This window comes from Hydrogenophilus islandicus, from assembly GCF_054657095.1.
In genome coordinates, this window is sequence record NZ_BAAHXE010000010.1 from 38,681 (window position 1) to 63,672 (window position 24,992).

A 24,992-nucleotide genomic window follows, 5' to 3' on the forward strand; every position below is an offset into this window, starting at 1 on the left:
GTGGTTTAATCGTTGCGTGTATGCAGTGCGGTGCGGTCCCCCCCAACTTGCAACGGGGACTGGCGGCGATGCAGGCTCGCGGCCCGGACGGTGAGGGTCAGTGGCAGGAGAATGAGGTGGCATTGGGGCATCGACGGTTGGCGATCCTCGATCTCGCGCCCCGCGCTGCTCAGCCGATGCACTCTGCCGATGGCCGTTACGTGATCGTCTTCAATGGCGAGATCTATAACTTCCGCACCTTGCGCGAAGCGCTGATCAGCGATGGGGAGTCCTTTCGGACAGAAGGCGACACGGAGGTCATCCTCGCGCTCTTTGCGCGGGAGGGCGAACGGATGCTGCCGAAACTGCACGGCATGTTTGCCTTCGCGATTTGGGATCGACAGACACGGCGGATGTTTGCCGCGCGCGACCCCTACGGAATCAAGCCGCTCTACATCGCGCGTATTCCCAATGGTGTGCTGCTCGCCTCCCAGGTCAAGGCGCTGCTCGCGACTGGCGAGGTGGATGAGACACCTGACCCCCGTGGGGTCGCTGGCTTCTGGATGCTGGGAAGTGTCCCAGAACCGTACACGTGGTATCGCGACATCCAGCCCCTTCCCGCTGGCCATTGCGCTTGGATCGAAGGGGGCATGATCACCCGGACAGTCTGTTGGCACGATATCGGGGCAGTTTGGCGCGAAGCCCCTCGAGATGCTCAGCCCGATGCCGAGGTCCAAGATGGGGTGCGGGCGGCGCTGCGCGAGAGTGTCGCCCGCCATCTGGTCTCTGACGTGCCGGTAGGTGTGTTTCTGTCGGGCGGTATCGATTCGGGGACACTCGCGGGATTGATGGTTGAGGCGGGGGTCAGCGACTTGTGCGGTGTGACCGTCGCCTATGACGAATATGCTGGTACCATTCACGATGAGGCACCCGTAGCAGCCGAGATTGCCCGCTACTATGGGTTGCGTCACCACGTGCGCAGGGTGACACGTGACGAATTTCTCGCTGATCTCCCGCGCATCTTTGCCGATATGGATCAGCCCACGCTCGATGGGATCAACACTTGGTACGTCAGTAAAGCCGTTGCGGAGCTCGGATTGAAGGTGGTGGTCTCCGGCGTGGGGGGCGACGAGTTGTTTCACGGCTACGAACTCTTTTACCGCTTGCCACGCTTGTGGGCATTTTGGCGGCTGTTGTCGTCGATCCCGGGCGTATTACCGCTCGCGCGTCGGGTTGGAGCGTGGCGTGCCCGGCGCAAAGGGAATCTGCTTTGGCGTTACGCTGCCGACTGGTTGCGTTCGATAGAGGGGGCATGGTGGTTGTCGCGCAGTATCTTTGCGCCGGACAATCTGCCCAAGCCGCTGGTTGCCGCGATCGCCCCAAACGGCTTTGATCCCCGAACGCAAGTCCAGTCGATGGTGGGGCGTTTGCCGGACGATCCGTGGTTGGCGCTGTCGCAGATCGAGTCGATGACCTACCTGCGTAACCAGTTGTTGCGCGATTCCGACTGGGCGAGCATGGCGCACAGTGTCGAGTTACGCACCCCTTTAGTGGATGCCTCTCTGCTTGCGCAACTCCAACCGTGGCTCGCTGCGTTTCACCGCTTTCCGCGTAAAAGGCTGCTGGCTTATGCTCCCGAGAAGCCGCTTCCAGAAGCGGTCATCCAGCGCAAGAAAACGGGCTTTGTCATACCGGTGATGCGCTGGCTAGCCGAAGCCGGGATCGCACCGGATGGCATCAAGAACTGGGCGCGATATGTCGCCAACAGATGGGCCCTACCCCCGGAGATGAGCGTATGAGCAGGGTGTGGCGTGTGGTGGCGTTGGGGTTACTGCTTGCGGGGATTTCTTTAGCGCAAGGTGCGCCGCCGATCTCTGGCCGGTTCGCCCCGGAGCTTTCCGACGAGTTTTCGGGCGGCCGCATCGACCCCTCCATTTGGATGGTTGCGCACCCCCACTACCCGGGGCGCCCGCCCGGTCGGATCGATCCGCAGCGGGTGACCGTGCGTGACGGCATGGTGTGGCTCGAGACGAGAGAGGGGACGGGGTACTATTTGACCCCTTTTCTGCGCGCAAAGACGGAGATCCGTTACGGTTATTTCGAGATTCGCGCCCGGTTGGCCCGCTGTCGGGTGAATCAATCTTTCTGGTTTTACGCCTGGCGCGAACGGGGCACGCGCGAGATCGACGTCTTTGAGATGGCACCAGGCGCGCCCGGTGAGGCGCAGCGGCTCCATACCAATCTTCACGTCTATGACGGCGACCCCGCGCTGGAGAACGACAGCAACCGCCGTTCAGCGCCGCAGAAGTGGTCAGCGCCCAATTTCGACCCGACCGAGTTCAACGTCTATGGGTTCCTCTGGACCCCTGAGCGCTTGGAGTGGCGGGTCAATGGGCAGGTGATCCGCGAAGCAGCGAACCGCGACTTCCACTGGCCGATGGCGCTCACCTTCACCGGCGAAATCCACCCCAAGTGGTTTGGGCTCCCTGCTCCCGGTGAGCTGCCTTGCGCGATGGCGATCGACTACGTGCGGGTGTGGCGGTTGGCCGATGAACCCAGCGGTGAGGCGGTCGATCGCGCGCTCCAGAGCGCCGCTACCCCGGAGAGGGGACAACCATGACGAAGTGGCAGAAGGCGTTCGCTTACCTGCGCGGACGGTGGACAAGTTATCGCCACTTTGTCCGTCCGGCGTGGGTCTGTCAGGTGGGGCGGGTGGTGGTGGTGCGGGAGCGCGGGACGATCGAGGTGGGCGAACGGGTATGGTTGTGGCCCGACGTCAAGCTCGACGCGAGCGCCGTTGCTCCGGACGGCGTTGCCGAACTCCGCATTGGCGATCGCGTCTCGATCGGCGACCGCACCCAGATCCACTGCGGCGAGCGGATCGAGATCGGCGAGGGGACCCTGATCAGTTGGGATTGCGTGATCATGGACCGCGACTACCATAATCCCGACGGCGGACCGGAGAAAACCGCACCGGTAGTGATCGGCGAAAGGGTCTGGATCGGTTGCCGCGCGATCATCCTCAAAGGGGTGACGCTGGGCGACGGCGTGGTGGTCGCGGCAGGGAGCGTCGTGACCCGTTCGGTGCCGCCTTACACCTTGGTTGCCGGCAACCCCGCGCGGGTGATTCGGCAGGTGGCAAGAACTGCTTTGGGAGGGTAGCGATGGGAAGTGAGCACGAGTTGGCAGCCCTTTGGCGGTCGCGCCAAGCAGAGGTCGCCGTCACCGAGGAGTGGCGAAACTTCTCTCCTGAGGAGCTCGACCGCCGCTACTATCGGCCATTGGTTGCGCTCGCTGCGCAGGCAGCTGACCCTAAGGAGGAGATCGCTGCGGCACTCTTTCTCGAGGAGGCGCACCGTTTCATCGACCGCTTTTTGCCATCCGAGACGCGGCTGGAGCGTGCCCTGGAGCTCTTGCGGACGTGGCAGGAGGAGGCGAAGCGGCTGGGGTCACCCGCAGCAGAGGGGATCGCTCGGGTCCTGCCGTGGGTCACTCCCGGCGAAAAACTTGTCCATATTGCCGCAGCGGGCGATTGCCTGATGACCGACATTCGCACCTTTTTGCGCCCCTTGGCGGCACGCGAGGGGATCGGTGTATCGATGGATTGTCTCTACCTAAGCGCTGCGGCGGACGGAACCTTTCCGCCCGACGAGTTTGTCCGCTTTGCGCAGCAACAGAAGGCCGATCTCCTCGCGGTGAGTCCCTTCACCTATGACGGTTTGCCGATCTATCGGCTGCTCCGCGCCGGAGAGTGGGCGCTTCTACCGCAAGCGCTCGATGAGGTTCGTCGTTTTGTGAGCGAGTTGCGGGCGCTCGACGAGCGGCCGCTCCTTCTTCATGGCGTCAGCGGTTTGCCGCTCCCCCGCTGGCGGGCGCACCTCCCTTGGGATTCTTGGGCGCTTCCCCGGGATTGGCGTCACCTGTGCGACGTGCTCAATGGGGGGTTGCGTGCGCTCGCTGCTGAGTGGCCACACATCTGGTTTGTCGACGAGTGGGCCGTCGCTGCGCAGATGGGGTGGCGGCAGGCCAATGCGCCGGTCGTCGCCGGACGGCAGTTTGCCGATGCGCTCTTTCATCGTCGTCGCTTCGGCTTTGGTGTTGCCCAGGCCTACGGCAAGGTGGTGCGCGCCTTTACCCGCCTGCGCGGGATCAAGGTGATCGCCGTCGATTTCGACAACACCCTCTGGGAAGGGGTGATGGCCGAGGGACCTGTGCGCCACTACCGCGAGCGGCAGCAGCTCCTCAAGCGCCTCCAGGAGGGAGGGATTGTGCTGGTGGCGTTGAGCAAAAACGACCCGCAGACGATCCGTTGGGAAGAGATGGTGTTGCAACCCGACGATTTCGCCGTGCACGCGATTGGCTGGGAGTTGAAGCCAACCACCCTTGCTGAGATTGCGCAACAGCTCAATCTGGGACTCGACGCGTTTCATTTCATCGACGACAATCCGACCGAACGGGGGTTGGTGGCAAGCCATTTGCCGCAGGTGCGGGTCTGGGATGCGTGTGACCCTGAAACGTGGGAGATGTTGGCGATTTTGCCCGCGTTGCCATGGTGGTCGCAAACGGAGGAGGCGCGGCAGCGTACTGCGATGTACCGTGCCCAGCTCAAGCGGCAAGAGGCGGTACGCGCCTACGGCGAAGCGGGTGGCGATAGAGCAGTCCTTGAGGCACTCGGACTCACATTGACGGTTCACCCGATGCAGGAACGTGAGCGCTCTCGCGTCCATGAACTGGTCAACCGCACCAACCAGTTCAATACCACCACGATCCGCTACCGCCCTGAGGAGTTGGCCGACCCTTCCCGCCAGGTGTGGGTCGGTTCGCTGCGCGACCGCTACGGCGAGTACGGCTTGGTGCTGGTGGCGGTGCTGCGCGGTTTGTCGACCGGAGAGGTCGAGATCGAAGATTTCGTAATGAGCTGCCGCGCGATGGGCTATGGCGCAGAGACGACATTCCTCGCGGCCCTCTGGGAGCGCTTGGGCAAACCGGCGATGGTGGGGCGCTTCATCCCCACCGAGCGCAATGCGCCTGCGGCGACCTTCTTTGCCCGCTGTGGCTTCGTCGAAGAGCAACCGGGCGAATGGCGCCTACCTACCGGAAAAGCGCCCGAAGCGCCAGCCCCTTGGATCACGCTCGCCAAGTGACTCCCTCAAGGCAACGCAGTCGTTGGAGTCCTTGCGCGATCAGCGTTGCCGCGTGCTCCCAGTGCGGTTCGAGCATGAACGCGTGCCCCATATCGGGAAGGGTCTGGGGGGGGACGTGGTAGTGGCGCGCAGTGGTTTCGACTAGGGGCATCGGGATGATCTGGTCGAACTCAGCGCCAAAGACGAGCCATTCGGTGGGGTGTTGTTTATGGCGCTGCGGTAGGGCAAACGCGGTCATGTCCCAGAGTGCCCGAAGCGACTCAGGTTGCGAGAGGGCGAGGTAACGTCTGAGCGCCGCTGCTTCGGGTGGGTGGTGAAAGAGGGCCTGGGTGATCGCGCGGTAGTGTCCCCCTTTCTTGGCGAGGAGCCGGTTCATCTCCATCAGGGTTTGCGGTGAATGGGTGAGGAGATGCCAGAAGGAGGCACTGAGCCCGGTGGGCGGGACGCTGGCCAGCAGCACCACCGCGGGAAAGGGGCGCTTTTCGAGCGCTTTTTGCGCAACGAACCCGCCCATCGAGTGGCCCAGCAGAATCGGCGGCGCGGGCAGGCGCTCAGCCGCTTCCAGCACGTCGGTGACGTAGTCGCGAATGCCCAAGAGGTCAAACGCCTTGTCGCTTTCTGAGGCGCCATGGCCGGAGAGTGAGAGTGCCCATGCGTCGTAACCGTGGGCGCTGAACCAGGGGAGGAAGTGTTCCCAACACCAAGCGCCGGCGTAGGCGCCGTGAATGAAGAGGAGCGGTGGCCCCCCTTCGGCGCGATGCACCGGTGCAGCGTGGAGCAGTTCGAGGGTTCGTGCCATGGGTTATTCCGCTGAGGGGGGAGTGGTGTTTTGCGCTTGGGCGATTGCCGCGACGCGCGCGGTGCGGAGCGCCGCGGCGATCGCAGCGGGGTCGCTCGCGCGCCGGGCGATTGCCCCAGCGTCGACGGCGCGCGCGGCGGCAAGCGCCGCTTCCCACAGCGCCACGGTCGGGGCATAGTCTACGACGAGCGGCGGCCGCCCTTCGGCGTCGCACGCGCACGCGACGAGGAGCTGGCGGAACCGTTCCGGGCGGCGGAGGGCGTCGCACCGCTCGAGCACCTTGAGGCGGGTCGCGGGCCGTAGCCGCGCCCCCTGGTGGATCAGCCCATGTTCGCGTGCGGTGAGGAGCGCCAGCTCCCGGCACTCGTTCGGCGCGCGCAGCCGCCGGCTCACTGCCTCAGCGAGCGGGGCGCCGCGTGCTTCGTGGCCGTAGTGGTGGGGCCAAAGTTCTGGGGGCGTCGTCCCTTTGCCGAGGTCGTGAAGGAGCACCGCCCAGCGGACCGGTAGCGGGGCGTTGCGCCGCGCCGCTGCGGCGAGTGCGTGGAGGAGGTGGGTGCCGACGTCCCCCTCGGGGTGGTAGCGTTGCGGCTGCGGTACGCCAAAAAGGGCAGCCACTTCCGGGAGGAGCGCCGCAAGCGCCCCACACTCGTGGAGGAGCGCCACCATCCGCTCGGGTGCCGCCTCCATCAGCCCGCGAGCGAGCTCCTGCCACACCCGTTCGGGGGTCAGCTCGGCGAGCTCGCCGCTTGCTGCGATTGTGCGCATCAGCGCAAGCGTCTCTGGTGCGACGGTGAAGTCAGAGAAGCGCGCGGCAAAGCGGGCGACGCGCAACACCCGCAGGGGATCTTCGACAAAGGCGGGGCTCACGTGGCGGAGCCGCTTCGCTGCAAGATCGGCAACGCCACCAAAGGGGTCGATCAGGGTTCCGTCGGGGGCGACGGCGATCGCGTTGATCGTGAGGTCGCGCCGCGCCAGGTCCGCCTCAAGTGGCACATCGGGGGTGGCGTGGAAGCGAAACCCTTTGTAACCGCGGCCACTCTTGCGCTCGGTGCGCGCGAGCGCGTACTCTTCGTGGGTTGTCGGGTGCAGAAAGACGGGGAAGTCGCGCCCCACCGGCAAGAAACCGCGCGCGGCGAGCATCTCAGGGGTGGCGCCGACGACCACCCAGTCGCGGTCGTTCACCGCTCGCCCCAAGAGGGCGTCGCGCACCGCGCCGCCGACGAGATAGACCTGCAACCCCTGGGTAGCCGGGTCGGCGGCGGCGAGGCCGAGCTGCGCCTGGAGGTCCGGGCTCAGCCGGTGTGACGTCGCCGCCATTCGGGGTAGCGGGCGCGGTAGGTGTCGTGGGCGAGATATTCGGGGGCAATCGCCTCGAGCGCCGTCGGCGTGAGGTTGAAGGGGAGCGGCGCCCCCTCGACGACGTTCGGCACTTCGAGCGAGCGGAGGTTGTCGGGGGTGAGCGGCGGGTTGGGGATGAGCGCCATCAAGCGCGCCTGCAGGAAGGCGAGCCGGTCGGGGAGCGCGATCACCGGCCGGGGGTGGCCTGAGAGCGCCGCAGCGTAGGCGACGAGCTCTTTGAGGGTATAGACGCGGGGGCCGCCGAGGGGGTAGGTTTGGCCAGCACTTTCCGGGGTGGTGATCGCGGTGAGGATCACCGTGGCCACGTCCCCCACATAAACCGGTTGCAGTTTCGCCTCTGCCTTGCCAATCGGCAACACCGGGGCGAAGCGGGCGAGGCGGGCAAAGAGGTTCATGAACGAGTCGCCAGGGCCGAAGACGACGCTTGGGCGGAGGATCGTCCAGATCGGTGGGGTGGCGCTCTGGGCGGAGTCGAAGAGGGTGCGGATCGCCGCCTCTCCCGCTGCTTTGCTGCGCAGGTATTCGGAGGGGGCGGTGGGGGAGGCGCCGTTGGCGCTGATATGGACGAAGCGCCGGACCGCGCCGTCGCGGCAGGCGGTGGCGAGCAGCTTCGGCCATTGAACATGCGCCTCCGCAAAGTCGGGGCCAAAGGGTGCGCCTGGGCGGGAGTGGAGGATGCCGACGAGGTTGACGACGAGATCGGCCCCGCGGACCAACTCGGTGAGCGCCTCGAGCGACCGCGACCGGAGCTCGACCACCTCGGCGGTGGGAAGAAGGAGCAGATCGCGGGCGTTTTGCCAGCGGCGGGTGGGGATAATGATGCGCCACCCTTGCGCGGTCAGGCGGTTTGCCAGGTGGCGGCCGATAAATCCCGTGCCGCCGAAGAGAATCGCTGTGGGTTGCCGGGTCATGGTCAACTCCTTGTGCAGTTATCGAAGCCGTTCGCTGATGGTGGCAAGCTGCGGTTGGGCATTGCCGTAAGGGAGAAGGAGTTCGCTCAACCGTTTGGGTTGGCCCAGACGGTGGCTGTAGATCACGGTGTTGGCGAGCACTTTGCGGATGTAGTCGCGCGTCTCGGCAATCGGCAGCAGCTCGATGTAGAGGAGCGCGTCGAAGAGCGCCGCGTCGGCAGAGAGGTCGAGGCGCTGCCGCAACCGTCCGATCCGCCCCGGCCCGGCGTTGTAGGCGCCGGTGGCGAGCACAGGGTGGCCATCGAGCTGTTCGGTCATGATCCGGAGGTAGGTGATGCCGAAACGCAGGTTCGTCTCCGGTTCCAGCAGCTGCCGCGGTTGAAAGCGCAACTCGTTGCGCTTTTTCGCGACCCAGGTGCCGGTCGCCGGCATCACCTGCATCAGCCCGAGCGCTCCACTCGGGGAGCGGGCGTCGGGGCGAAAGCGACTCTCCTGGCGCATGATGCCGTAGGCCCACGCTGGGTCTACCCCTTCGCGGAGCGCCGTAGCGACCACCTCACTGCGCCACGGGGTGGGGTAGCGCAGCGTCCACGCCGTCAGGTCACCGCTTCTGTCGAGCAGCCGGATCGCGAGGTCGTACCGCCCGTCGGCGGCAAGCTGGGCGGCTGCGGCGCGGCGCTCGTGCTGCCGTTGCGGCGACGACCAGTGGGCGGCGAGGAGGTCGACTTCGCGCTGGGCGTCTACGGTCCACCCGCGGGTCGCTAATGCGCGGATCGCTGCGAGTTGCGGGGTCTGCGCAACACGGGGACGTTCGGCAGGTGCGACGTCAGGTTCTGGGGTGAGAGTGAGGGGGCGGCCGACAAGCTCGCCCGCGAGAAGACCGAAGAAGTTGTCTTCGCGGGCAAGTTCAGTGAGAATCACTCGGGCCGCGTCGCCCTTGCCGAGCGCTTTGAGAACCCAAGCGCGCCAGAAGCGCCAGTTGGCTTCTGACCGCTCCACCGCGGTGAGCTCTTCAAGCAAGCGCCAGGCGGTCAGCCACTCTTCCCGCTGCAGCGCCAGGCGGATCTGCCATTCGAGCGGTTCGCGCCAGATCGGGCTGGCCCGAAGCTGCGTGCTCCAGCTGGCTGCCTGCGGATCTCCTTTCCGTGCCGCGGCGAGAAAGGCCGCCCGCGCCAAGCTCGGCCCAAACGGCGGGGGGAGGCGCGAAACCTCTTGCCACACCTCGTCCGGGTTGTCGCGCGCCCGTTGGAGGAGGGTGAGCGCCTGGGGAAGCAACGTCTGGGAAGCGGAAAGGAGCGTCTGCCAGCCATTCGCCCCTTTCTCGCCGCGCTCAAAGGCTGTCGCGAGGAGCCGCTCGACGAGGTGCGTTTCGTTCAGCAGCCCCCGTGACACCGCCGCGCGGAAGTAGTCGAGGCAGGCTTCGGGAGGTTGCGCGGTTTCGGCGAGGAGGGTCACCGCCTCGTGCGCGAGCTGCGGTGGAGATTTGGCTGCCGTCTCGAGGCGGGCGTGGGCGAGCCAGCAGCGCGAGGTGGGGTCGTGGCGGAGAAGCGCCTCCAGCTGTTGCCGCGCCTCTGGCCACATTCCTTTTTCGGCCGCCCGTTGCGCGAGTGCTCTACGTACCCGTTCTGCGGCGCCCGTTCCCTGGTGCTTCTCAAGAAAAGCGCTCACCGTTCGTGGGTCGAGCGCAGGGTCGTCGCGTAAAATCTGCAGCGTTATCCGCCAACTGGTGACCATCGCCGCGAGCGGATCGTGCCGGCTCTTCTCCTCAAGGAGGGTCAGCGCCGCAAGGTCCCCGCGGGCAAAGGCGTCGCGCGCCTGGGCAACAGGATCGGAGGAAGCGGGCGCAGGAGCGGGTGCAGCTTTTGCCGGCGCTGGGCGCGACGCGGCAACGGCAACCGGTGTGCCGAGCCCGGTGACGAGGAGAACGGCAAGGAGAGCAAGGGGCGCCAAACGGCCTCTCAGCATCGCGCAACGAAAGGGAAAGGTGATCACAGTGACGATTGTACCCGATGGCAACGACCGCGCGGCGTTGCGCCGCCACTTTCTCCATCTGCGGCGCGCGATGGCGCCAGAGGAGTGGCAAGCGCGCAACGCGCAGCTGCTGCACCATCTTGGGCGCTGGTGGGCGCGCTGGCGCTCGGCCCAAGAGCCGCGCGGCGACGATCGCCCGTGTTGGGTAGGGCTCTACTGGCCGATGAAGGGTGAGCCCGACGTGCGGCCGCTCTTTACCTCCTGGCGCTGGCGAGCGCTTCCGGCCGCAGTGGCGAGCCACTCGCCGCTCCACTTTCGGCCGTGGATCGAGGGGGCGGCGATGATCGAGGATCTCTACGGCATCCCCACTCCAGAGTGCGCCGCGACGGTCCGGCCCGAGGTGGTGATCGTGCCGCTTGTGGCGTTCGACGAACGGGGTTTTCGCCTCGGGTACGGCGGCGGCTTTTACGACCGGACGATTGCGGCGTGGCGGGACGAGGGGTGGCGGGGGGTCGCGGTGGGTGTGGGATTTTCGTTCGCCCGCGTCGCTGACCTTAAGCCGCAACCCCACGACGTGCCGATGACGGTGGTGGTGAGCGACGCGGGGTGTCTGCTCGATCGCACCACGCTGGATGCGTCGCAATAAAACAGTGTGGTGGAATTACCCCGCCGAGAGGAAGAGATGGTACGCGGGGTTGGTCGTCTCTTCGACCCACTCGTAGCCCAAACGGTCGAGGAAGGCGCGAAATTCGCTCTCCTCTTCGGGGGGAACCTGCATCCCGGCGAGCACCCGGCCGTAGTCGGAGCCGTGGTTGCGGTAGTGAAAGAGGCTGATGTTCCAGTCGGAGCGGAGTTCGCTGAGAAACTTCATCAACGCGCCGGGGCGTTCGGGGAAGACAAAGCGGTAGAGCCGTTCGTTGCGGATGTGGGGGGCGCGGCCGCCGACCATGTAGCGGACATGGGTCTTCGCGAGCTCGTTGTCGGTGAGGTCGACCGCCCGGAGTCCCGCGTGCGCGAGTTGCGCAATCAGCGTCTGGACCTCGTCGCGGGTGTGGATCGTGACGCCGACGAAGATATGCGCCTCATGGGGGTCGGCGTAGCGGTAGTTGAATTCGGTGATGTTGCGGTGGCCAAGGAGCTGAATGAAGCTCTTGAACGACCCCGGCCGCTCGGGGATCGTGACCGCGAGCACCGCCTCGCGCTGTTCGCCGAGCTCTGCCCGCTCGGCAACGAAGCGCAGGCGGTCGAAATTCATGTTGGCGCCCGAGGCGACGGCAACGAGCGTCTGGCCGCTCACCCGGTGCATCCGCACCCACGCTTTGAGGCCTGCAACGGCGAGCGCCCCCGCTGGTTCGAGAATCGCCCGCGTCTCTTCGAAGACATCTTTGATTGCCGCGCAGATCTCGTCGTTACTCACTACCACCATCTCGTCGACATATTGGCGGCAGAGGCGGAAGGTCTCTTCGCCGACCTGTTTGACTGCCGCGCCGTCGGCAAAGAGGCCGATCTGTTCAAGCGTCACCCGTTCGCCACAGGCAAGCGACCGGGTCATCGCGTCGGCATCCTCCGCTTCGACGCCGATCACCCGGATATCGGGGCGCAGCGCTTTGAGGTAGGCAGCGACGCCCGAGATCAACCCACCGCCGCCGACACAACAGAAGACGGCGTGGAGCGGCTCAGGGTGTTGCCGCAGCAGCTCCATTGCGATCGTCCCTTGGCCGGCGATCACGTCGGGGTCGTCGAAGGGGTGGACGAAGGTGAGCTGCTCCTCGTCCGCGAGTTGCCGCGCGTAGGCGTAGGCGTCGGAGTAGGACTCGCCGGCAAGGACCGCTTCGCCGCCGCGCGCGCGGACCGCTTCGACCTTGATGAGCGGGGTGGTGGTGGGCATCACGATCACCGCTCGCACCGGCTTGCCGCGCCGCTCACCGACCGTTTTGGCGGCGAGCGCGACCCCTTGCGCGTGGTTGCCGGCGCTCGCGCAGATCACCCCCCGGTCAAGCTGCTCGTTGCTCAAGTGGGCGATCTTGTTGTAGGCGCCGCGGAGTTTGAAGCTAAAGACCGGTTGCAGATCTTCGCGTTTGAGCCAGACCTGGTTACCGGTGCGGCGGCTGAGGGTGGGGGCGAACTGAAGCGGCGTCTCGACCGCGACTTCATAGACGCGCGCGGTGAGGATCCGTTTGAGGTAGTGGGTAGCGTCGGCCATTGTCGGTATCGTCATTGCTATCAGGTAGGGGAGGTGTTCGCGGCAACGAGCGCCGCTTCGCGGGCCAAGAGCGCCTCGTGGCGCGCGAGGAACTCTTTGGTGGCGTCGATGCCCCGCAGCTTCAAGACAAAGTTGCGCACCGCGGCCTCCAACAGCACCGCCATGTTTCGTCCAGGAGCGACGGGCAGGGTGACGCGCGGAATCGCCACGCCCAAGATCTCTTGTCGCTCCTCTTCGATCTGCAGGCGCGGGAGCGGCGTACTCTCGGGGCTCATCCGCTTGAGGTGGGTGATGAGCCTCAGGCGCACTTTGCGCCGCACCGCCGTTTCGCCGAAGGTGGTGCGGATGTCGAGGAGCCCGAGCCCGCGGACTTCGAGGTAGTTCTGCAGGAGCTCCGGGCAGCGCCCTTCGAGTTCAGAGGGCGAGATGCGCGCGAGTTCCACGGCATCGTCAGCGACGAGCCCATGGCCGCGGGTGACCAGCTCCAGCGCGAGCTCCGATTTGCCGGTGCCCGCGTCACCCGTGATCAGGACGCCAACCCCCAAAACATCCATCAACACCCCATGAAGAATGGTGCGTTCGGCAAGAATGCGCGCGATTTTGAGGCGAAAACGGTCGATCACCTCGGCCGCCGGGCGGGGCGAGGTGAGGAGCGCTATCGCGTGGCGAGTGCAGAGCTCTTCAAGGACCGGGGGAGCAGGGGAGCCGTCGGCGACGATGATCGCCGGGGGGCGCGCCGCGGTGATTTCGGAGAGGATCGTGCGGATCTTCTCGACCGGTTGCTTCACCGACCAGGCGAGCTCAGCAGAGCCAACCACCTGGAACCGCTCGGGGTGGATGAGGTTGAGGTGGCCGACGAGATCGGCCGGCCAGATGTGGGTATCGGTCACCCGCACGACCCGCGAAAGGTCGCCGGTGAGGTGGGTGAGCGCGAGGGGCTCGGCAAGCGCAGCAACCAGGGCCGCGACGGTGGTTTCACGCACGGCCATCGCTACTGCTCCTTAGGCGCGAAACGGCGCGATCAGCGCTTCGGGCGTCTGGGCGGCGAGGATCGCTTGTCGCACCTCGGGGCGGCTCAACCGTTCGGCGAGCTCGGAGAGGATTTCGAGGTGGGTCTCGGTCGCCTGCTCCGGGACGAGGAGCGCGACGACGATCCGCACCGGCTGGCCGTCGATCGCGTCGAAGTCGACCGGCTCAGCCAGGCGGAGGATCGCCAGCCGCGGTTCGGTGAGTCCCGGAACGCGAGCGTGCGGGATCGCTACCCCCTCTCCGAGGCCGGTTGTCCCGAGCCGTTCGCGTTCGAGGAGAGCGGAGAAGAGTTTGTTGGCGTCGCGCCCGGGGGAGGCAAAGCGCTCGGCCACCGCCTCGAGAACCCGTTTCTTGCTCGACGCGGCAACGTCAAGCCCCACCTGCGCACGATCCAGAAGGGGAGCGAGGGTGCTCATTTTTGGCCATCAGGCAGAGGGCGGTGTCGACCCGTTGTGATGGTTGGTCACGATCTCCTTGTGTTTGCGGACCTGGCGGTCGAGTTTGTCGATCATTCCGTCGATCGCCGCGTAGAGGTCAGCGCCGGTTGCTTCGGCGTGGAGGTCTTTCCCTTTGACGTGGAGCGTGCATTCGGCCTTCTGGACGTTCTTTTCGACCGAGAGGATCACGTGGCAACGGGTGACGTGGTCGAAGTGGCGGATCACGTGGTCGAGCTTCTCACGAACGTATTGGTCGAGCGCTTCGGTCACTTCGACGTGACGGCCGGTGATGGTGGTGTTCATCAAAAGGTTCTCCTTGGGTCAAAGTCGTTTCCGCAATTTTGCGGGGGGAATCGAAAGCGAATCCCGGTATTTTGCCACGGTTCGCCGGGCAATCACAATGCCTTCGGCGGCGAGCCGTTCGGCAATTTCGGTGTCGGAAAGCGGATGGTGGGGGTCCTCGGAAGCGATGAGCGCTGCGATCCGGTTTTTGATCGCGGTTGCCGAGGCCGCTTCGCCGCTCTCGGTCGCGAGCGCCGTGGGGAAGAAGGTCTTGAGCTCAAAGAGGCCGTTCGGCGCTTGCAGATATTTGCCGGCAACCACCCGCGAGACAGTCGATTCGTGGAGCCCCACCATTTCGGCAACGGCCTTCAGGGTGAGCGGCTGCAAGGCGGTTACCCCGTGGCGGAAAAAGGCGCTTTGCCGGTCGACGATCGCCTGGCCGACCCGCATCAGGGTGAATGCCCGTTGGTGGAGCTGTTTGACGAACTGTTTCGCTTCAGTGAGGCGTGCGCGCCACGCTTCGGGGCTTTTGCGGCCAATCGACGCCTCAAAGAGCGGCGAGACGACCACCCGCGGGTAGGCGGCGGGGTTGAGGTGCACCTGGTAGTGCGCCCCGTCGGGGGTGACGATCAGGTCGGGGATCACGGCGGGTGCGGTGTCGGTGGCGAAGCGGCGGCCCGGTTTCGGGTCGAGCGATTCGATGAGCGCGACCGCCGCTTTGAGGTCGCCGTCGCTGCACCGAAGCGTCTTCTTCAACCCAGGGTAGTCGTGGCGGGCAAGAAGCGCGAGGTGGTCCGAGACGATCCGCTCGGCGAGCGCCCGTGCCGGGCCTTCTGGCCGTTCTGCAAGCTGGAGCAGCAGGCACTCCGCCAGTGACCGTGCCCCAACGCCGGTGGGGTCGAAGCGGTGGAGGATTTTGAGGGCGACCTCGAGGAGCTCACGATCGACGGGGGGATCGACCCATGTTGCGATCTCATCCAGCGGCGCCACGAGGTAGCCGTTGTCGTCGAGCGCTTCGATCAGGAGCAGCAGCGGGGCGCGAAGGTGGTCGGGCAGCGGGCTCATCTCCGCCTGGCGGATGAGGTGCTCGGTGAGCCCCTCCGGGGTGGCTGCGGTGCGGTAGGGATCGAACGTCTCGTCGTCGGGGGCTTCTCCCGACGTGGCCCCTTCCCAGTAGCGTTCACCAGGCTCGAGAGCGGAGTCAGCGGGGTCGCGGTCACTGCCCTGCTCCAGGGTGTCGCTCGTGGGGTCAAGGGAGGCGCTCGGCGACGAGGTGGGTTCGCCGTGCGATTCGGGAGCTTCGGGGAGCTCTTCAGCGAGGATCAGAAGGGGGTTGGTCGCGAGCGCCTCGTCGATCGCCTGGCGCAGTTCTACTGCCGGCAGGGTGAGGAGATGGAGCGACTGCTGAAGGAGCGGCGAGAGCGCGAGCGCCGTTTGGGTCTTGAGCGCCAAATGGGGGCTGGGCGCTTTCATAGGCGAAAGTGTTCGCCGAGATAGACGCGGCGCACCTCGGTGTGGGCGACGATCTCTTCGGGGGTGCCTGAGGCGATCACTCGTCCGTCGGCAAGGATCGAGGCGCGCTGGCAGATCCCAAGCGTTTCGCGCACGTTGTGGTCGGTGATAAGCACCGCAACGCCGCGCGTCTGGAGAAAGCGGATGATCCCCTGGATCTCCCGCACCGCGATCGGGTCGACGCCGGCAAAGGGCTCATCGAGCAGGATTAACCGCGGCTCGGTGGCGAGCGCTCGCGCGATCTCGAGCCGCCGTCGTTCGCCCCCGGAGAGCGAGACACTTGGTTGGTCGGCGAGGTGCGCGATCCCGAGCTCCTCCAAGAGCGCCGTCTCCCGTTGCCGTCGGCTCGCCGCCGGGACGCCGTGGAGTTCCAGCACCGCGCGGATGTTCTCCCGAACGGTGAGTTGGCGGAAGATGCTCGCCTCCTGCGGCAGGTAGGCGAGCCCCGTGCGGGCGCGGCGGTGGATCGGCAGGTGGGTGATCTCCTGCCCAGCGAGGTGGATCCGTCCCTCGTCGGCGCGAATGAGGCCGACGATGAGGTAGAAACAGGTGGTTTTTCCTGCGCCGTTGGGTCCGAGCAAGCCGACGATCTCGCCCGGCTCGACGGTGAGCGAGACGCCATTCACTACGGTGCGCGCGGCAAACCGTTTGCGGAGGTTTTCGGCAACAAGCAGTGTCATGGTGTCATTCTACTTGAGGCGGCGCGCTACTACACGGGGGATCGTCGAGGAGGCGGCGAATCGTCTCCCACGAGAAACCCCGCGCGGCCAGAAAGCGCGCCTGCCGCTGCCACTCCTTGGGGGTGGTGGGGGGGGCGGAAAATTTTTTTTGCCAGACGAGCGCTGCGCGTGAGGCCTCGTCGCCGAGCTCCTCTTCCGCAGCGCGGAGCGCCTCCGTGATCGCTTCGTCGCCAACCCCCCGTGCGGCAAGGCGATGGACGATCGCGTGGTTCCCTTGCCGTTCGGCAAGGCGGCGGGCGTGGGTGGTGGCGGCGCGGGCGTCGCTGATGAAGCCCAAGGACTCGGCCCGTGCGACGACGCGAGCGACCTCCTCCGGCGCAAACCCGCGGCGTACGAGCGCGGCCATCAGCTCCGCCCGGGTCGCCTCCCGCCGGGATAAGAGGCGAAGCGCCACCGTCCAAGGCGAGGAGGGGGGAGTCTCAGAAGGGGACCGGCCCACTGGATTCCCTGAGCAGTCGCAAAGAGGATCGCCTCGTTACGCCGACGCCTCACCCGCGGCAGCGTCGTCACGAGTTGGGGTCACTTCATCACTCCCCGCAGCAGCAGTGACTGCGGGCAACGGTGGCAGACCCACTGCGGCGCGGATGCGGTTTTCGATCTCGCGCGCGAGCGCCGGGTTTTGCCGCAACGTTTCGCGGACGTTGTCTTTCCCCTGTCCGAGCTTTTGCCCTTCATAGGCGTACCACGCGCCGGTCTTGTCGATGATTCTGTGTTGCACCCCGAGGTCGATAATCTCCCCTTCGCGCGAGATCCCTTCGCCGTAGAGGATGTCGAACGCCGCCTCTTTGAAGGGGGGGGCGACCTTGTTTTTGACCACCTTGACCCGCGTCTCGGAGCCGATCACCTCGTCCCCCTTTTTGATCGTGCCGGTTTTGCGGATGTCGAGCCGCACGCTCGCGTAGAACTTCAAAGCGTTGCCGCCGGTGGTGGTCTCGGGGTTGCCGAACATCACGCCGATCTTCATCCGGATCTGGTTGATGAAGATCACCATCGTGTTGGTGCGGGCGATGCTCGCGGTGAGTTTTCTGAGCGCCTGGCTCATCAACCGCGCCTGGAGCCCGGGCAGCGCATCGCCCATCTCCCCTTCGATCTCCGCTTTCGGGGTGAGCGCCGCAACCGAGTCGATCACGATCACGTCGACCCCACCGGAGCGCACGAGCATGTCGGCGATCTCGAGTGCCTGTTCGCCGGTGTCGGGTTGGGAGATGAGAAGCTCATCGACCTGCACGCCGAGCTTCTTCGCATAGTTGACGTCGAGCGCATGCTCGGCGTCGATGAACGCGGCAACCCCGCCGAGTTTCTGCGCTTCGGCGATCACATGGAGCGTCAAGGTGGTCTTCCCGGACGATTCAGGGCCGTAGATTTCGATCACCCGGCCGCGGGGTAGCCCCCCGATCCCGAGTGCGATGTCGAGCCCGAGCGAACCGGTGGAGATCGCCTCGATGTTGCGCTCCACCTGCTGCTGCCCCAGGCTCATCACCGCCCCTTTGCCGAACTGCCGCTCGATTTGGCTGAGCGCCGCCATCAGCGCTTTGCGTTTTTCTTCGTTCATTGTCGTTCCCGGTTGCTGGTCGTCTGGGCGAGAATGGTAGCGCGTCGCCGCGGTCGCTGCAAGCGGGAATTTATTGACTTGTCATTCAGTTTGTTCGATACTTACGGCCAAAGGGATAGCGGAGTGGGGTGATGAGTGCACCAAAAGGAGCATGGCTTAGGCGAGCGGTCGGCGGGGTCGCCGTTGCGCTGGCGCTTTTTGCGAGTGGTCTCTCGGCAGCTGCCGACGAGGGGAAGCGGGAGGCTTCAGCAGCAGGCGGGCCTCCAGCAGGCGCTCCACCCGGGGCGCCGATGAAAGGCGCTGCCCCGCCCCCCCCTGTGGTGACCGTGGCGCGCGTGGAGCGCGAGCGGGTGGTGGTCGAGCGCGACGTTCCGGGTCGGCTTGCCGCAAGCCGCCGTGCTGAGGTGCGGGCGCGGGTCGAAGGGATCGTCGAACGGCAGCGCTACCGCGAAGGGAGCGAGGTGAAAGCGGGCGAGACGCTCTTTGCCCTCGATGACCGCCCCTACCGGGCAGCGCTCGCGGCGGCCGAAGCGCTCGTGGCGCAGCGCAAGGCGGAGTTGCGGCGCCAGGAGACGCTGGTGCGGCAAGGATTTGCCTCGGCGCAGACGCTGGAAGTGGCGCGCGCGAACCTTGCGGCGGCTGAGGCGCAACGGACCCAGGCGGCGCTCAACGTCGAATATGCGCAGGTGCCGGCGCCGATCGCGGGGCGGGCGGGGCGGGCGCTGGTGACCGAAGGGGCACTCGTCGGGTGGGGCGAGGCGACGTTGCTCACCACCGTCGACGTGCTCGACCCGATCCACGCCCTCATCACTGAACCGCAAGAGCAGTGGTGGGCACGACGTCAGTTGAAGGCGGCGCCGCCGCCGCGGCTCGTCGTCGACGATGCGGTCGTGGCTACCGGCGAGTGGATCGTCTCGGATACGAGCGTCGACCCCGCCACCGGCACGGTCACCTCGAAGGTCGCCTTCCCCAACCCCGCGCGGCAGTGGCTCCCCGGGATGTTCGTCAAGGTGCGCGTCCCCGAACGGGAGAACGACGCGGTGGTGGTTCCGCAGCGCGCGATCGTTTCCAACAGCAACGGCCTCTTCGTCTGGGTGGTCGCCGACGGCCAAGCGCGGCTGCAACCGGTGACGCTCGGCGGCTTTGCCGGCGACCGCGTCGTCGTCACCTCGGGGCTCCAGGGTGGGGAGGCGGTTGTCGTCGCGGGCCACGCACGCCTCCGCCCGCCGGGGGGAGCGGTGACGGTGAAGGAGTAGCGCAATGGCCCGCTTCTTTACCAACCGCCCCGTCTTCGCCCTTGTGATGGCGCTCCTCATCACCCTCGCGGGGGTGTTGGCGCTCAAGAATCTCCCCGTCGCCCAATACCCGGCGGTCGCCCCGCCGCAGGTGGCGTTCACCGTCACCTACCCGGGGGCGTCGGCGAAGACGGTCGAGGACAACGTCCTCAAAGTGCTTGAGCAAGAGATGAACGGGATCGAGCGGCTCCTCTACATGGAGGCGAGCGCCGAGCTCGGGCGTGGGACGCTCACCTTGACCTTCGAGACCGGTACCGATCCGGAGTTGGCGAGCGTCGAGGCGCAGAACCGCTACCGTCGCGTCGAGGCGCGCTTGCCCGACGAGGTGAAGGCGCGCGGCGTCACGGTGACCAAACCGCAGCGCAACTGGTTGATGATCGTCGCCGTCCATGCGCCGGAGGGGGGCTACAACGCGATCGACCTCGGATCGATCGTCGCGGCGCAGGTGCTCGATCCGCTACGCCGCGTCCCGGGGGTCGGGGAGGCGGTGCTCTTTGGGACGGAGTTCTCGCTGCGGATCTGGCTCGACCCCGATCGGTTGCGCGCCTTTGGCCTAACTCCTGGAGATGTGGCGCGCGCGGTGAAGGCGCAGAACGTCGACCTCGCGCTCGGCGAGATCGGGCAACTCCCGGCAGCCCCCGGGCAGCAGATCAACGCAATCATCACCGCGCGGGGGAAATTGCAGCGCCCCGAGGAGTTTCGCGCGATTCTCCTCAAAGCCGAGCCGAGCGGCGCGCAGGTGCGGTTGGGTGATGTCGCGACGGTGGAGCTGGGGGCGGAGAGCTACGACGTCTTTGCCCGCCTCAACCAGGTGCCCGATGCGGCGATCGGGATTCGCACCGCGCCGGGGGCGAACGCGCTCGACGTCGCCAACGCGGTGAAGGCGCGGATGCGCGAACTCGAACCTTTCCTCCCCCCGGGGGTGAAGTGGGAGGTGCCCTACGACACGAGCCTCTTTGTCGCAATCTCGATCCGCGAAGTGGTGAAGACCATGATCGAAGCGGTGGTGCTCGTCTTCCTGGTGATGTGGCTCTTTCTCGGGAACTTGCGCGCCACCCTCATCCCGATGATCACGGTGCCGGTGGCGCTTGCGGGCGCTGCGGCGGTCCTCTGGCTCCTCGGCTACTCGATCAACGTGCTGACCCTCTTTGCGATGGTGCTCGCGATCGGGATCCTCGTCGACGACGCGATCATCGTCGTCGAAAACGTCGAACGCCACCTCGTCGAGGAGGGGCTCCCCCCCAAAGAGGCGACGGTCAAAGCGATGGCGGAGATCACCGGCGCGGTGATCGGGGTGTCGGCGGCGCTCACCGCCGTCTTTGCCCCGCTCCTCTTCTTTGGCGGCTCGGTCGGAGTGATCTACCGCCAGTTTGCTGTGACGCTGATCGCGACGATGGTCTTCTCAGCCTTCCTCGCGCTCTCGCTCGCGCCGGCCCTTGCCGCCACTTTCCTCCGTGCGCCCAAGCGCCATACGCCGCGCCTCTTCGACCGCCTCTTCTTCTGGATGCGTGACCGCTTTGGCGCGGCGACCGCGGCGATCGTCGTGCGGCCGATCCGCTGGCTCCTCCTCTACGGTGCGATCGTCGCCGCTGCCGGTTGGCTCTTCGCGAAACTTCCCACCGCTTTTCTTCCTGACGAAGATCAGGGGTACATCATCGCGGTGGTGCAGCTGCCCGCGGGGGCGACGCGGGAGCGGACCGAAGCGGTGCTTGCGGAGGTCGAGCGCTTCTACCTCGCGCAGCCCGAGGTGGCGAAGGTGGTCGGCGTTTTGGGCTTCTCCTTCTTCGGCCGGGGGCAGAACACGGCGCTCGCGTTTGTTCCCCTCAAACATTGGGACGAACGGGTGGGGCCGGGCGCTACGGCTCAGGCGCTGGTTGCGCGCACCTTTCGCGAACTCGCGCCGCGCCTGCCCGATGCGCTCGTCGTTGCGGTGAACCCGCCGCCGATTCCTGAACTCGGCGCGGTCGGCGGCTTCGATCTGCGGCTTTTGGACCGCACCGGTACCGAGCGGTTGGGTTTGCTCGATGTGCGCAACCAGTTCCTCGCTGCGGCAAGCCAAGACCGCCGCCTCTTTGGCGTCCGGCCCGAGGGGCAGGAGCCGGCGCCGGCGGTGCGGGTGCAGCTCGATCGCGAGCGCGCCGCGGTCTACGGGATTGATCAGGGGGTACTCAACGAGACGCTCGCGATGACCTTGGGCACTGCCTACCTTGGCGACTTCCTCATGGATGGCCGGGTGCGGCGGGTGCAGATGAGCGCCGAGGCGAAGTGGCGCGCTTCGCCTGAAGCGATCCTGCAGCTCCCGCTTGCGGGCCGACAGGGGCAGATCACGACGCTGGGAGCGGTCGCCGACGCCCTATGGGAGACCGCGCCGCCGCGGCTCGATCGCTTCAACGGCTTGCCGTCGATCAAGATCGGCGGACAGGCGGCGCCCGGTGTCTCGTCGGGCGAAGCGCTCGCGGCGCTCGCGGAGATCGCCCAGAAGGTGCTGCCGCGCGGGTATGACTTTACCTGGGCGACCACCTCGTTCGAGGAGCAGCGTGCGGGTGCACAGGCGCCGATCCTCTTTGCCCTGGCGGTGCTCGTCGTCTACCTCGCGCTCGCTGCGCTCTACGAGAGCTGGCGCACGCCCGCGGCGATTTTGCTCGTTGTGCCGTTCGGGGTGCTCGGGGCCGCCGCTGCGGCGTTGCTGCGGGGGCTGCCCAACGACGTCTTCTTCAAGGTGGGGTTGATCGTGATGATCGGGCTTTCGGCAAAGAACGCGATCCTGATCGCCGAATTTGCCCGTCAGCTGGAAGCGGCCGGGATGGAGCGGGTCGCGGCTGTCGCCGCGGCGGCGCGGCTGAGACTGCGACCGATCCTGATGACCTCGCTCACCTTTATCCTCGCGGCGGTGCCGCTCGCGATCTCGACCGGCGCGGGTGCGGCGAGCCGCCACGCAGTGGGCACGGGGGTGGTCGGCGGGATGATCGCCGCGACCTTCCTCGCTATTTTCTGGGCGCCCCTCTTTTACCGCCTGCTTGCGCCGCGGCCTGAGCGGGGGGCGCAGTGAGCAGCGGGGGCATTACGAGAAAAATCGCACCCCCGCGGCGATCTCCCCCCACGCGCGCTCATCCTGCATCGCCAGCTGCTCGAGATCGCCGGGAGTCGCCTCCGGATCGTCGACCCACGTCCGCAGCCGCGGCCCTCCGTTGATGAGGTCGATCGCGAGCCGCTCGCGCTCGAATTCGTAGGGGAAGTGGCGCCACAGCGGCTCGTCGGGCCAGAGGCGGCGGATCGCCTTGAATGCAAGTGCGATGAGCCGCCACGGGCGAAAGGTGGGGTGAAAGACGGGCGGTTCGGTGTGGATCATCACGCCGCCGCACCGCTCACCGGCGTGTTTGTGAAAGGTCGGCTCGAACCAGATCGGCCGCAGCGCACAGCCGGTGAGCCAGTGCGGGGCGAGGCGCGCCATCTCGGCAAGGAGCCGATCGGGGTCGAGCCACGGCGCACCGAAACACTCGAGCGGCCGTGTGGTGCCGCGCCCCTCAGAGAGGGTCGTCCCTTCGACCATCACCGTTCCCGGATAGCAGCGCGCCATCCACGGGGTGGGGGCATTCGGGCTCGGGGGAATCCAGACGTGGGTGTCGAGCGGCCAGCCGTAGGCCGGTGCCGCTTCGGGTTGCCAGCCTTTCAGCCAGACGACGGTCAAAGCGAGGTCGAGGCGTAGGGTGGCTGCGAACCAGCGTGCCGCCTCCCCGAGCGTCAAGCCGTGGCGCAGCGCGCACGCGCCGGCGGCAACGAAACTCTCCCACCCCGGCTCAGTGCAGAGCCCTTCGACAGCGCGGCCGATCGGGTTGGGGCGGTCGAGCACCCAGACCTCAAGCCCCACCTCCGCTGCCGCTTCAAGGACGTAGCGAAGGGTTGTCAGGAAGGTATAGACGCGGCAGCCGACATCTTGTAGGTCAACGAGGAGCAGGTCGCCGTAGCTCAGTTCGCGTGCCGAGGGTTTGAGCCGTTCGCCGTAGAGGCTGAAGACCGGGATCCCGAGGAGGGGGTCGACCTCGTCGGCTGAGAAGACCATGTTGTCCTGCTTGTCGCCGCGTACGCCATGTTGCGGGCCAAAGAGCGCGGTGAGCTGCGCGCCGACGGTGGGAAGCCACGCCGCAAGCGCTGCGGCGCAGTGGGTCAGCGGCGGAAAGGGGGCGGTGGGGCCGGTGACGGCAGCGGGGTGGGTGAGGAGCATCACACGGCGGCCAGCGAGGCGCTTGCCCCATTCGGGTTCGGTGAAGAGTCGGTCGAGACCTGTTTTCACGTTGTCTCCCACCCCACGATCGCCCTCCGCTTCTTCGAAAATTCCACCCCGACCTCGACCACCCGCTCGACCCCCGGCGCGCCGCGGTACTTCGCCGCGTAGTCGCGCGCTTTGAGTTGTTTGAGCGCTTCTCCCGTCGCTTCCTCTTCGACCACCTTGAACTCAAAGACCCAGACGGTTGCGCCGTGCCGCACCGTGAGGTCGCACTGGCCCTGGTTCGTGACCTCTTCGGGAATAATCGTCACGCCGAGGCTTGCGAGAAAGCTGTAACAGACACTCGCAAAGTACCCCTCGTACTGCGCGATCGGGTTTGCCCGGTACCAGTCGTGCGGGATCGCCGCGAAGAGGCGGTCGAAGTGCCCTTTGAGCGCGGCGGCGTCGCCGGAGGCGAGCACCTGGTAGAGTGCGAGCATCTGCGGCGTGGGGCGGGGCACCTGCGGGAGCCACGCGCCCAGGAGCGCGCGGTTCAACGAGGTCCTCACCTCGTAGTTGGGAACGCGCAGGCGATAGAGACCCCCTTGGGGGGTGGCGAGGCGCTCCACGACGGTGAGGTAGCCGGTCTGCCAGAGCATCGCCTCAGGTTCGATCGCGTCGACGTCAAACGCCGAAAGGAGCTGATCGTCGGCGAAGAGTCCTTCGAGCTGCGGGGTGAAGAACTGCCGGCTCTTCAGCCACTCGATGAGAAAGGTAGGTGTTCCCGTCTCGAACCACCACGCACGGTATTCCCGCTCGGCAAAGAGGAGCAGCACGTCGAAGGGGTTATAGACCGGTTCCCCATCCCACGCGTAGCCGTTGTACCAGCGGCGCATTTCAGCGCGGTCCAACGGTTTCCCGTCGGCCGCCGCCGCTTCGAATTCCGGGGCGAAGACGGTGTCGAGGTCCCCTTCGGTGTAGCCGCAGATCGTCGCGTAGTCGGCGGAGAGGGTGATGTCGCGCAGGTGGTTGAGCCCCGAGAAGATCGAAACTTTGCTGAACTTGGAAACCCCGGTGAGAAAGACAAAGCGAAGATCGGCGTCGCGCCCTTTGAGGACGCTGTAGAGGTTGCGCAACGCTTCGCGCATCTGCCGCGCGACGTCCGGTTCGGTGAGGTTGTCGAGGATCGGTTTGTCGTACTCATCCACGAGCACCACCGCGCGCGCGTTGTGGCGGTTCGCGGCGCGGTCGATGAGCCGCTCAAAGCGCAGAGCACAGTCCGAGTGCGGGGGAAGATCGACCCCCAAGCGCTCAGCGTTGCGGGTGAGTTGCTCGTCGATCGCAAGCGCCAAACTCGCGACGTCGTGGCGCACGCCGCTCACAAACGAGATCCGAATCACCGGGTGGCGCTGCTCCCAATCCCAGTGGTCGGCAAGGTACAACCGCGGCCGATCGGCTGCTTTCGGGTCGGCTCCGAGCCGCACCGCCGCGTCACCCCCTTCAAAGAGCACGCGGTTGCCAGCGAAGGCCTCGGCCAAGGTGTCGAGGAAGAGGGTCTTCCCGAAGCGGCGCGGA

The 24,992-nt window shown here is 66.4% G+C and carries 21 protein-coding genes; 7 read left to right on the forward strand and 14 right to left on the reverse strand.

What is annotated here, in order from left to right:
- Positions 1–20: 20 nt before the first annotated feature.
- From asnB to ACYQ6T_RS04955, 4 genes are read left to right on the forward strand one after another with little or no spacing between them, the layout of a single operon-like run.
- Positions 21–1,778 (forward strand): asparagine synthase (glutamine-hydrolyzing), encoded by a 1,758-nt coding sequence (asnB, locus tag ACYQ6T_RS04940; protein WP_459828410.1) that lies wholly within the window; start codon positions 21–23, stop codon positions 1,776–1,778.
- On the forward strand, positions 1,775–2,599 hold the full coding sequence (locus ACYQ6T_RS04945; RefSeq protein ID WP_459828412.1) for a family 16 glycosylhydrolase: 825 nt from the start codon (positions 1,775–1,777) through the stop codon (positions 2,597–2,599). The genes asnB and ACYQ6T_RS04945 overlap by 4 nt, the downstream gene beginning before the upstream one ends.
- Positions 2,596–3,141, forward strand: coding sequence for an acyltransferase (locus ACYQ6T_RS04950; RefSeq protein WP_459828414.1), 546 nt, complete (start codon positions 2,596–2,598; stop codon positions 3,139–3,141). Before ACYQ6T_RS04945 ends, ACYQ6T_RS04950 begins: the two co-directional genes overlap by 4 nt.
- Positions 3,142–3,143: 2 nt before the next feature.
- Positions 3,144–5,123 (forward strand): HAD-IIIC family phosphatase, encoded by a 1,980-nt coding sequence (locus ACYQ6T_RS04955; RefSeq protein WP_459828416.1) that lies wholly within the window; start codon positions 3,144–3,146, stop codon positions 5,121–5,123.
- Here ACYQ6T_RS04955 and ACYQ6T_RS04960 read toward each other — a convergent pair.
- The 4 genes from ACYQ6T_RS04960 to ACYQ6T_RS04975 are packed head-to-tail and all read right to left on the reverse strand — an operon-like array spanning position 5,107 to position 10,157.
- Positions 5,107–5,922: an alpha/beta hydrolase gene (locus ACYQ6T_RS04960; protein WP_459828418.1), complete on the reverse strand. Its 816-nt coding sequence runs from the start codon at positions 5,920–5,922 to the stop codon at positions 5,107–5,109. The genes ACYQ6T_RS04955 and ACYQ6T_RS04960 overlap by 17 nt on opposite strands.
- Positions 5,923–5,925: 3 nt before the next feature.
- A complete protein-coding gene (locus ACYQ6T_RS04965) occupies positions 5,926–7,158 on the reverse strand; it encodes a multifunctional CCA addition/repair protein (RefSeq protein ID WP_459828450.1) in 1,233 nt (410 codons plus the stop codon).
- 56 nt (positions 7,159–7,214) lie between these two features.
- On the reverse strand, positions 7,215–8,192 hold the full coding sequence (locus tag ACYQ6T_RS04970) for a complex I NDUFA9 subunit family protein (RefSeq protein WP_459828420.1): 978 nt from the start codon (positions 8,190–8,192) through the stop codon (positions 7,215–7,217).
- A gap of 18 nt (positions 8,193–8,210) precedes the next feature.
- Positions 8,211–10,157, reverse strand: a complete 1,947-nt coding sequence (locus ACYQ6T_RS04975) for a lytic transglycosylase domain-containing protein (protein ID WP_459828422.1) — start codon at positions 10,155–10,157, stop codon at positions 8,211–8,213.
- Positions 10,158–10,185: 28 nt separating this feature from the next.
- Here ACYQ6T_RS04975 and ACYQ6T_RS04980 point away from each other — a divergent pair, with 28 nt between their 5' ends.
- Positions 10,186–10,809: a 5-formyltetrahydrofolate cyclo-ligase gene (locus ACYQ6T_RS04980; RefSeq protein WP_459828424.1), complete on the forward strand. Its 624-nt coding sequence runs from the start codon at positions 10,186–10,188 to the stop codon at positions 10,807–10,809.
- Positions 10,810–10,824: 15 nt separating this feature from the next.
- Here ACYQ6T_RS04980 and ilvA read toward each other — a convergent pair whose 3' ends face one another.
- From ilvA to recA, 8 genes are all read right to left on the reverse strand, one after another.
- Entirely contained in the window at positions 10,825–12,366 is a 1,542-nt protein-coding gene (ilvA, locus tag ACYQ6T_RS04985; RefSeq protein ID WP_459828426.1) for a threonine ammonia-lyase, biosynthetic, read from the reverse strand.
- Between the two features lie 20 nt (positions 12,367–12,386).
- Positions 12,387–13,349, reverse strand: a complete 963-nt coding sequence (gene hprK / locus ACYQ6T_RS04990; protein WP_459828452.1) for an HPr(Ser) kinase/phosphatase — start codon at positions 13,347–13,349, stop codon at positions 12,387–12,389.
- Positions 13,350–13,367: 18 nt separating this feature from the next.
- Entirely contained in the window at positions 13,368–13,811 is a 444-nt protein-coding gene (locus ACYQ6T_RS04995) for a PTS sugar transporter subunit IIA (protein WP_459828428.1), read from the reverse strand.
- A 9-nt stretch (positions 13,812–13,820) separates the two neighbouring features.
- A complete protein-coding gene (hpf, locus tag ACYQ6T_RS05000; protein ID WP_459828430.1) occupies positions 13,821–14,135 on the reverse strand; it encodes a ribosome hibernation-promoting factor, HPF/YfiA family in 315 nt (104 codons plus the stop codon).
- 18 nt (positions 14,136–14,153) lie between these two features.
- Positions 14,154–15,587 (reverse strand): RNA polymerase factor sigma-54, encoded by a 1,434-nt coding sequence (gene rpoN / locus ACYQ6T_RS05005; RefSeq protein WP_459828432.1) that lies wholly within the window; start codon positions 15,585–15,587, stop codon positions 14,154–14,156.
- A complete protein-coding gene (gene lptB / locus ACYQ6T_RS05010; RefSeq protein ID WP_459828434.1) occupies positions 15,584–16,306 on the reverse strand; it encodes an LPS export ABC transporter ATP-binding protein in 723 nt (240 codons plus the stop codon). The genes rpoN and lptB overlap by 4 nt, the downstream gene beginning before the upstream one ends.
- 4 nt (positions 16,307–16,310) lie before the next feature.
- Complete coding sequence (locus ACYQ6T_RS05015) at positions 16,311–16,760, reverse strand: regulatory protein RecX (protein ID WP_459828436.1); 450 nt, start codon at positions 16,758–16,760, stop codon at positions 16,311–16,313.
- Between the two features lie 81 nt (positions 16,761–16,841).
- Entirely contained in the window at positions 16,842–17,918 is a 1,077-nt protein-coding gene (gene recA / locus ACYQ6T_RS05020; RefSeq protein ID WP_459828438.1) for a recombinase RecA, read from the reverse strand.
- Between the two features lie 131 nt (positions 17,919–18,049).
- Between recA and ACYQ6T_RS05025 the strand changes: the two genes are divergently transcribed.
- Positions 18,050–19,174, forward strand: a complete 1,125-nt coding sequence (locus ACYQ6T_RS05025; RefSeq protein ID WP_459828440.1) for an efflux RND transporter periplasmic adaptor subunit — start codon at positions 18,050–18,052, stop codon at positions 19,172–19,174.
- 4 nt (positions 19,175–19,178) lie between these two features.
- Positions 19,179–22,262 carry a multidrug efflux RND transporter permease subunit gene (locus ACYQ6T_RS05030; protein ID WP_459828442.1) on the forward strand — a complete coding sequence of 1,028 codons (3,084 nt, stop codon included), beginning with the start codon at positions 19,179–19,181 and terminating at the stop codon, positions 22,260–22,262.
- 12 nt (positions 22,263–22,274) lie between these two features.
- Here the strand turns inward: ACYQ6T_RS05030 and ACYQ6T_RS05035 are convergent, their stop codons facing one another.
- Positions 22,275–23,504 carry an exo-beta-N-acetylmuramidase NamZ family protein gene (locus tag ACYQ6T_RS05035; protein ID WP_459828444.1) on the reverse strand — a complete coding sequence of 410 codons (1,230 nt, stop codon included), beginning with the start codon at positions 23,502–23,504 and terminating at the stop codon, positions 22,275–22,277.
- On the reverse strand, positions 23,501–24,992 hold a 1,492-nt coding region (locus tag ACYQ6T_RS05040; RefSeq protein WP_459828446.1), incomplete at its 5' end, for an ATP-binding protein. The genes ACYQ6T_RS05035 and ACYQ6T_RS05040, both read right to left, overlap by 4 nt.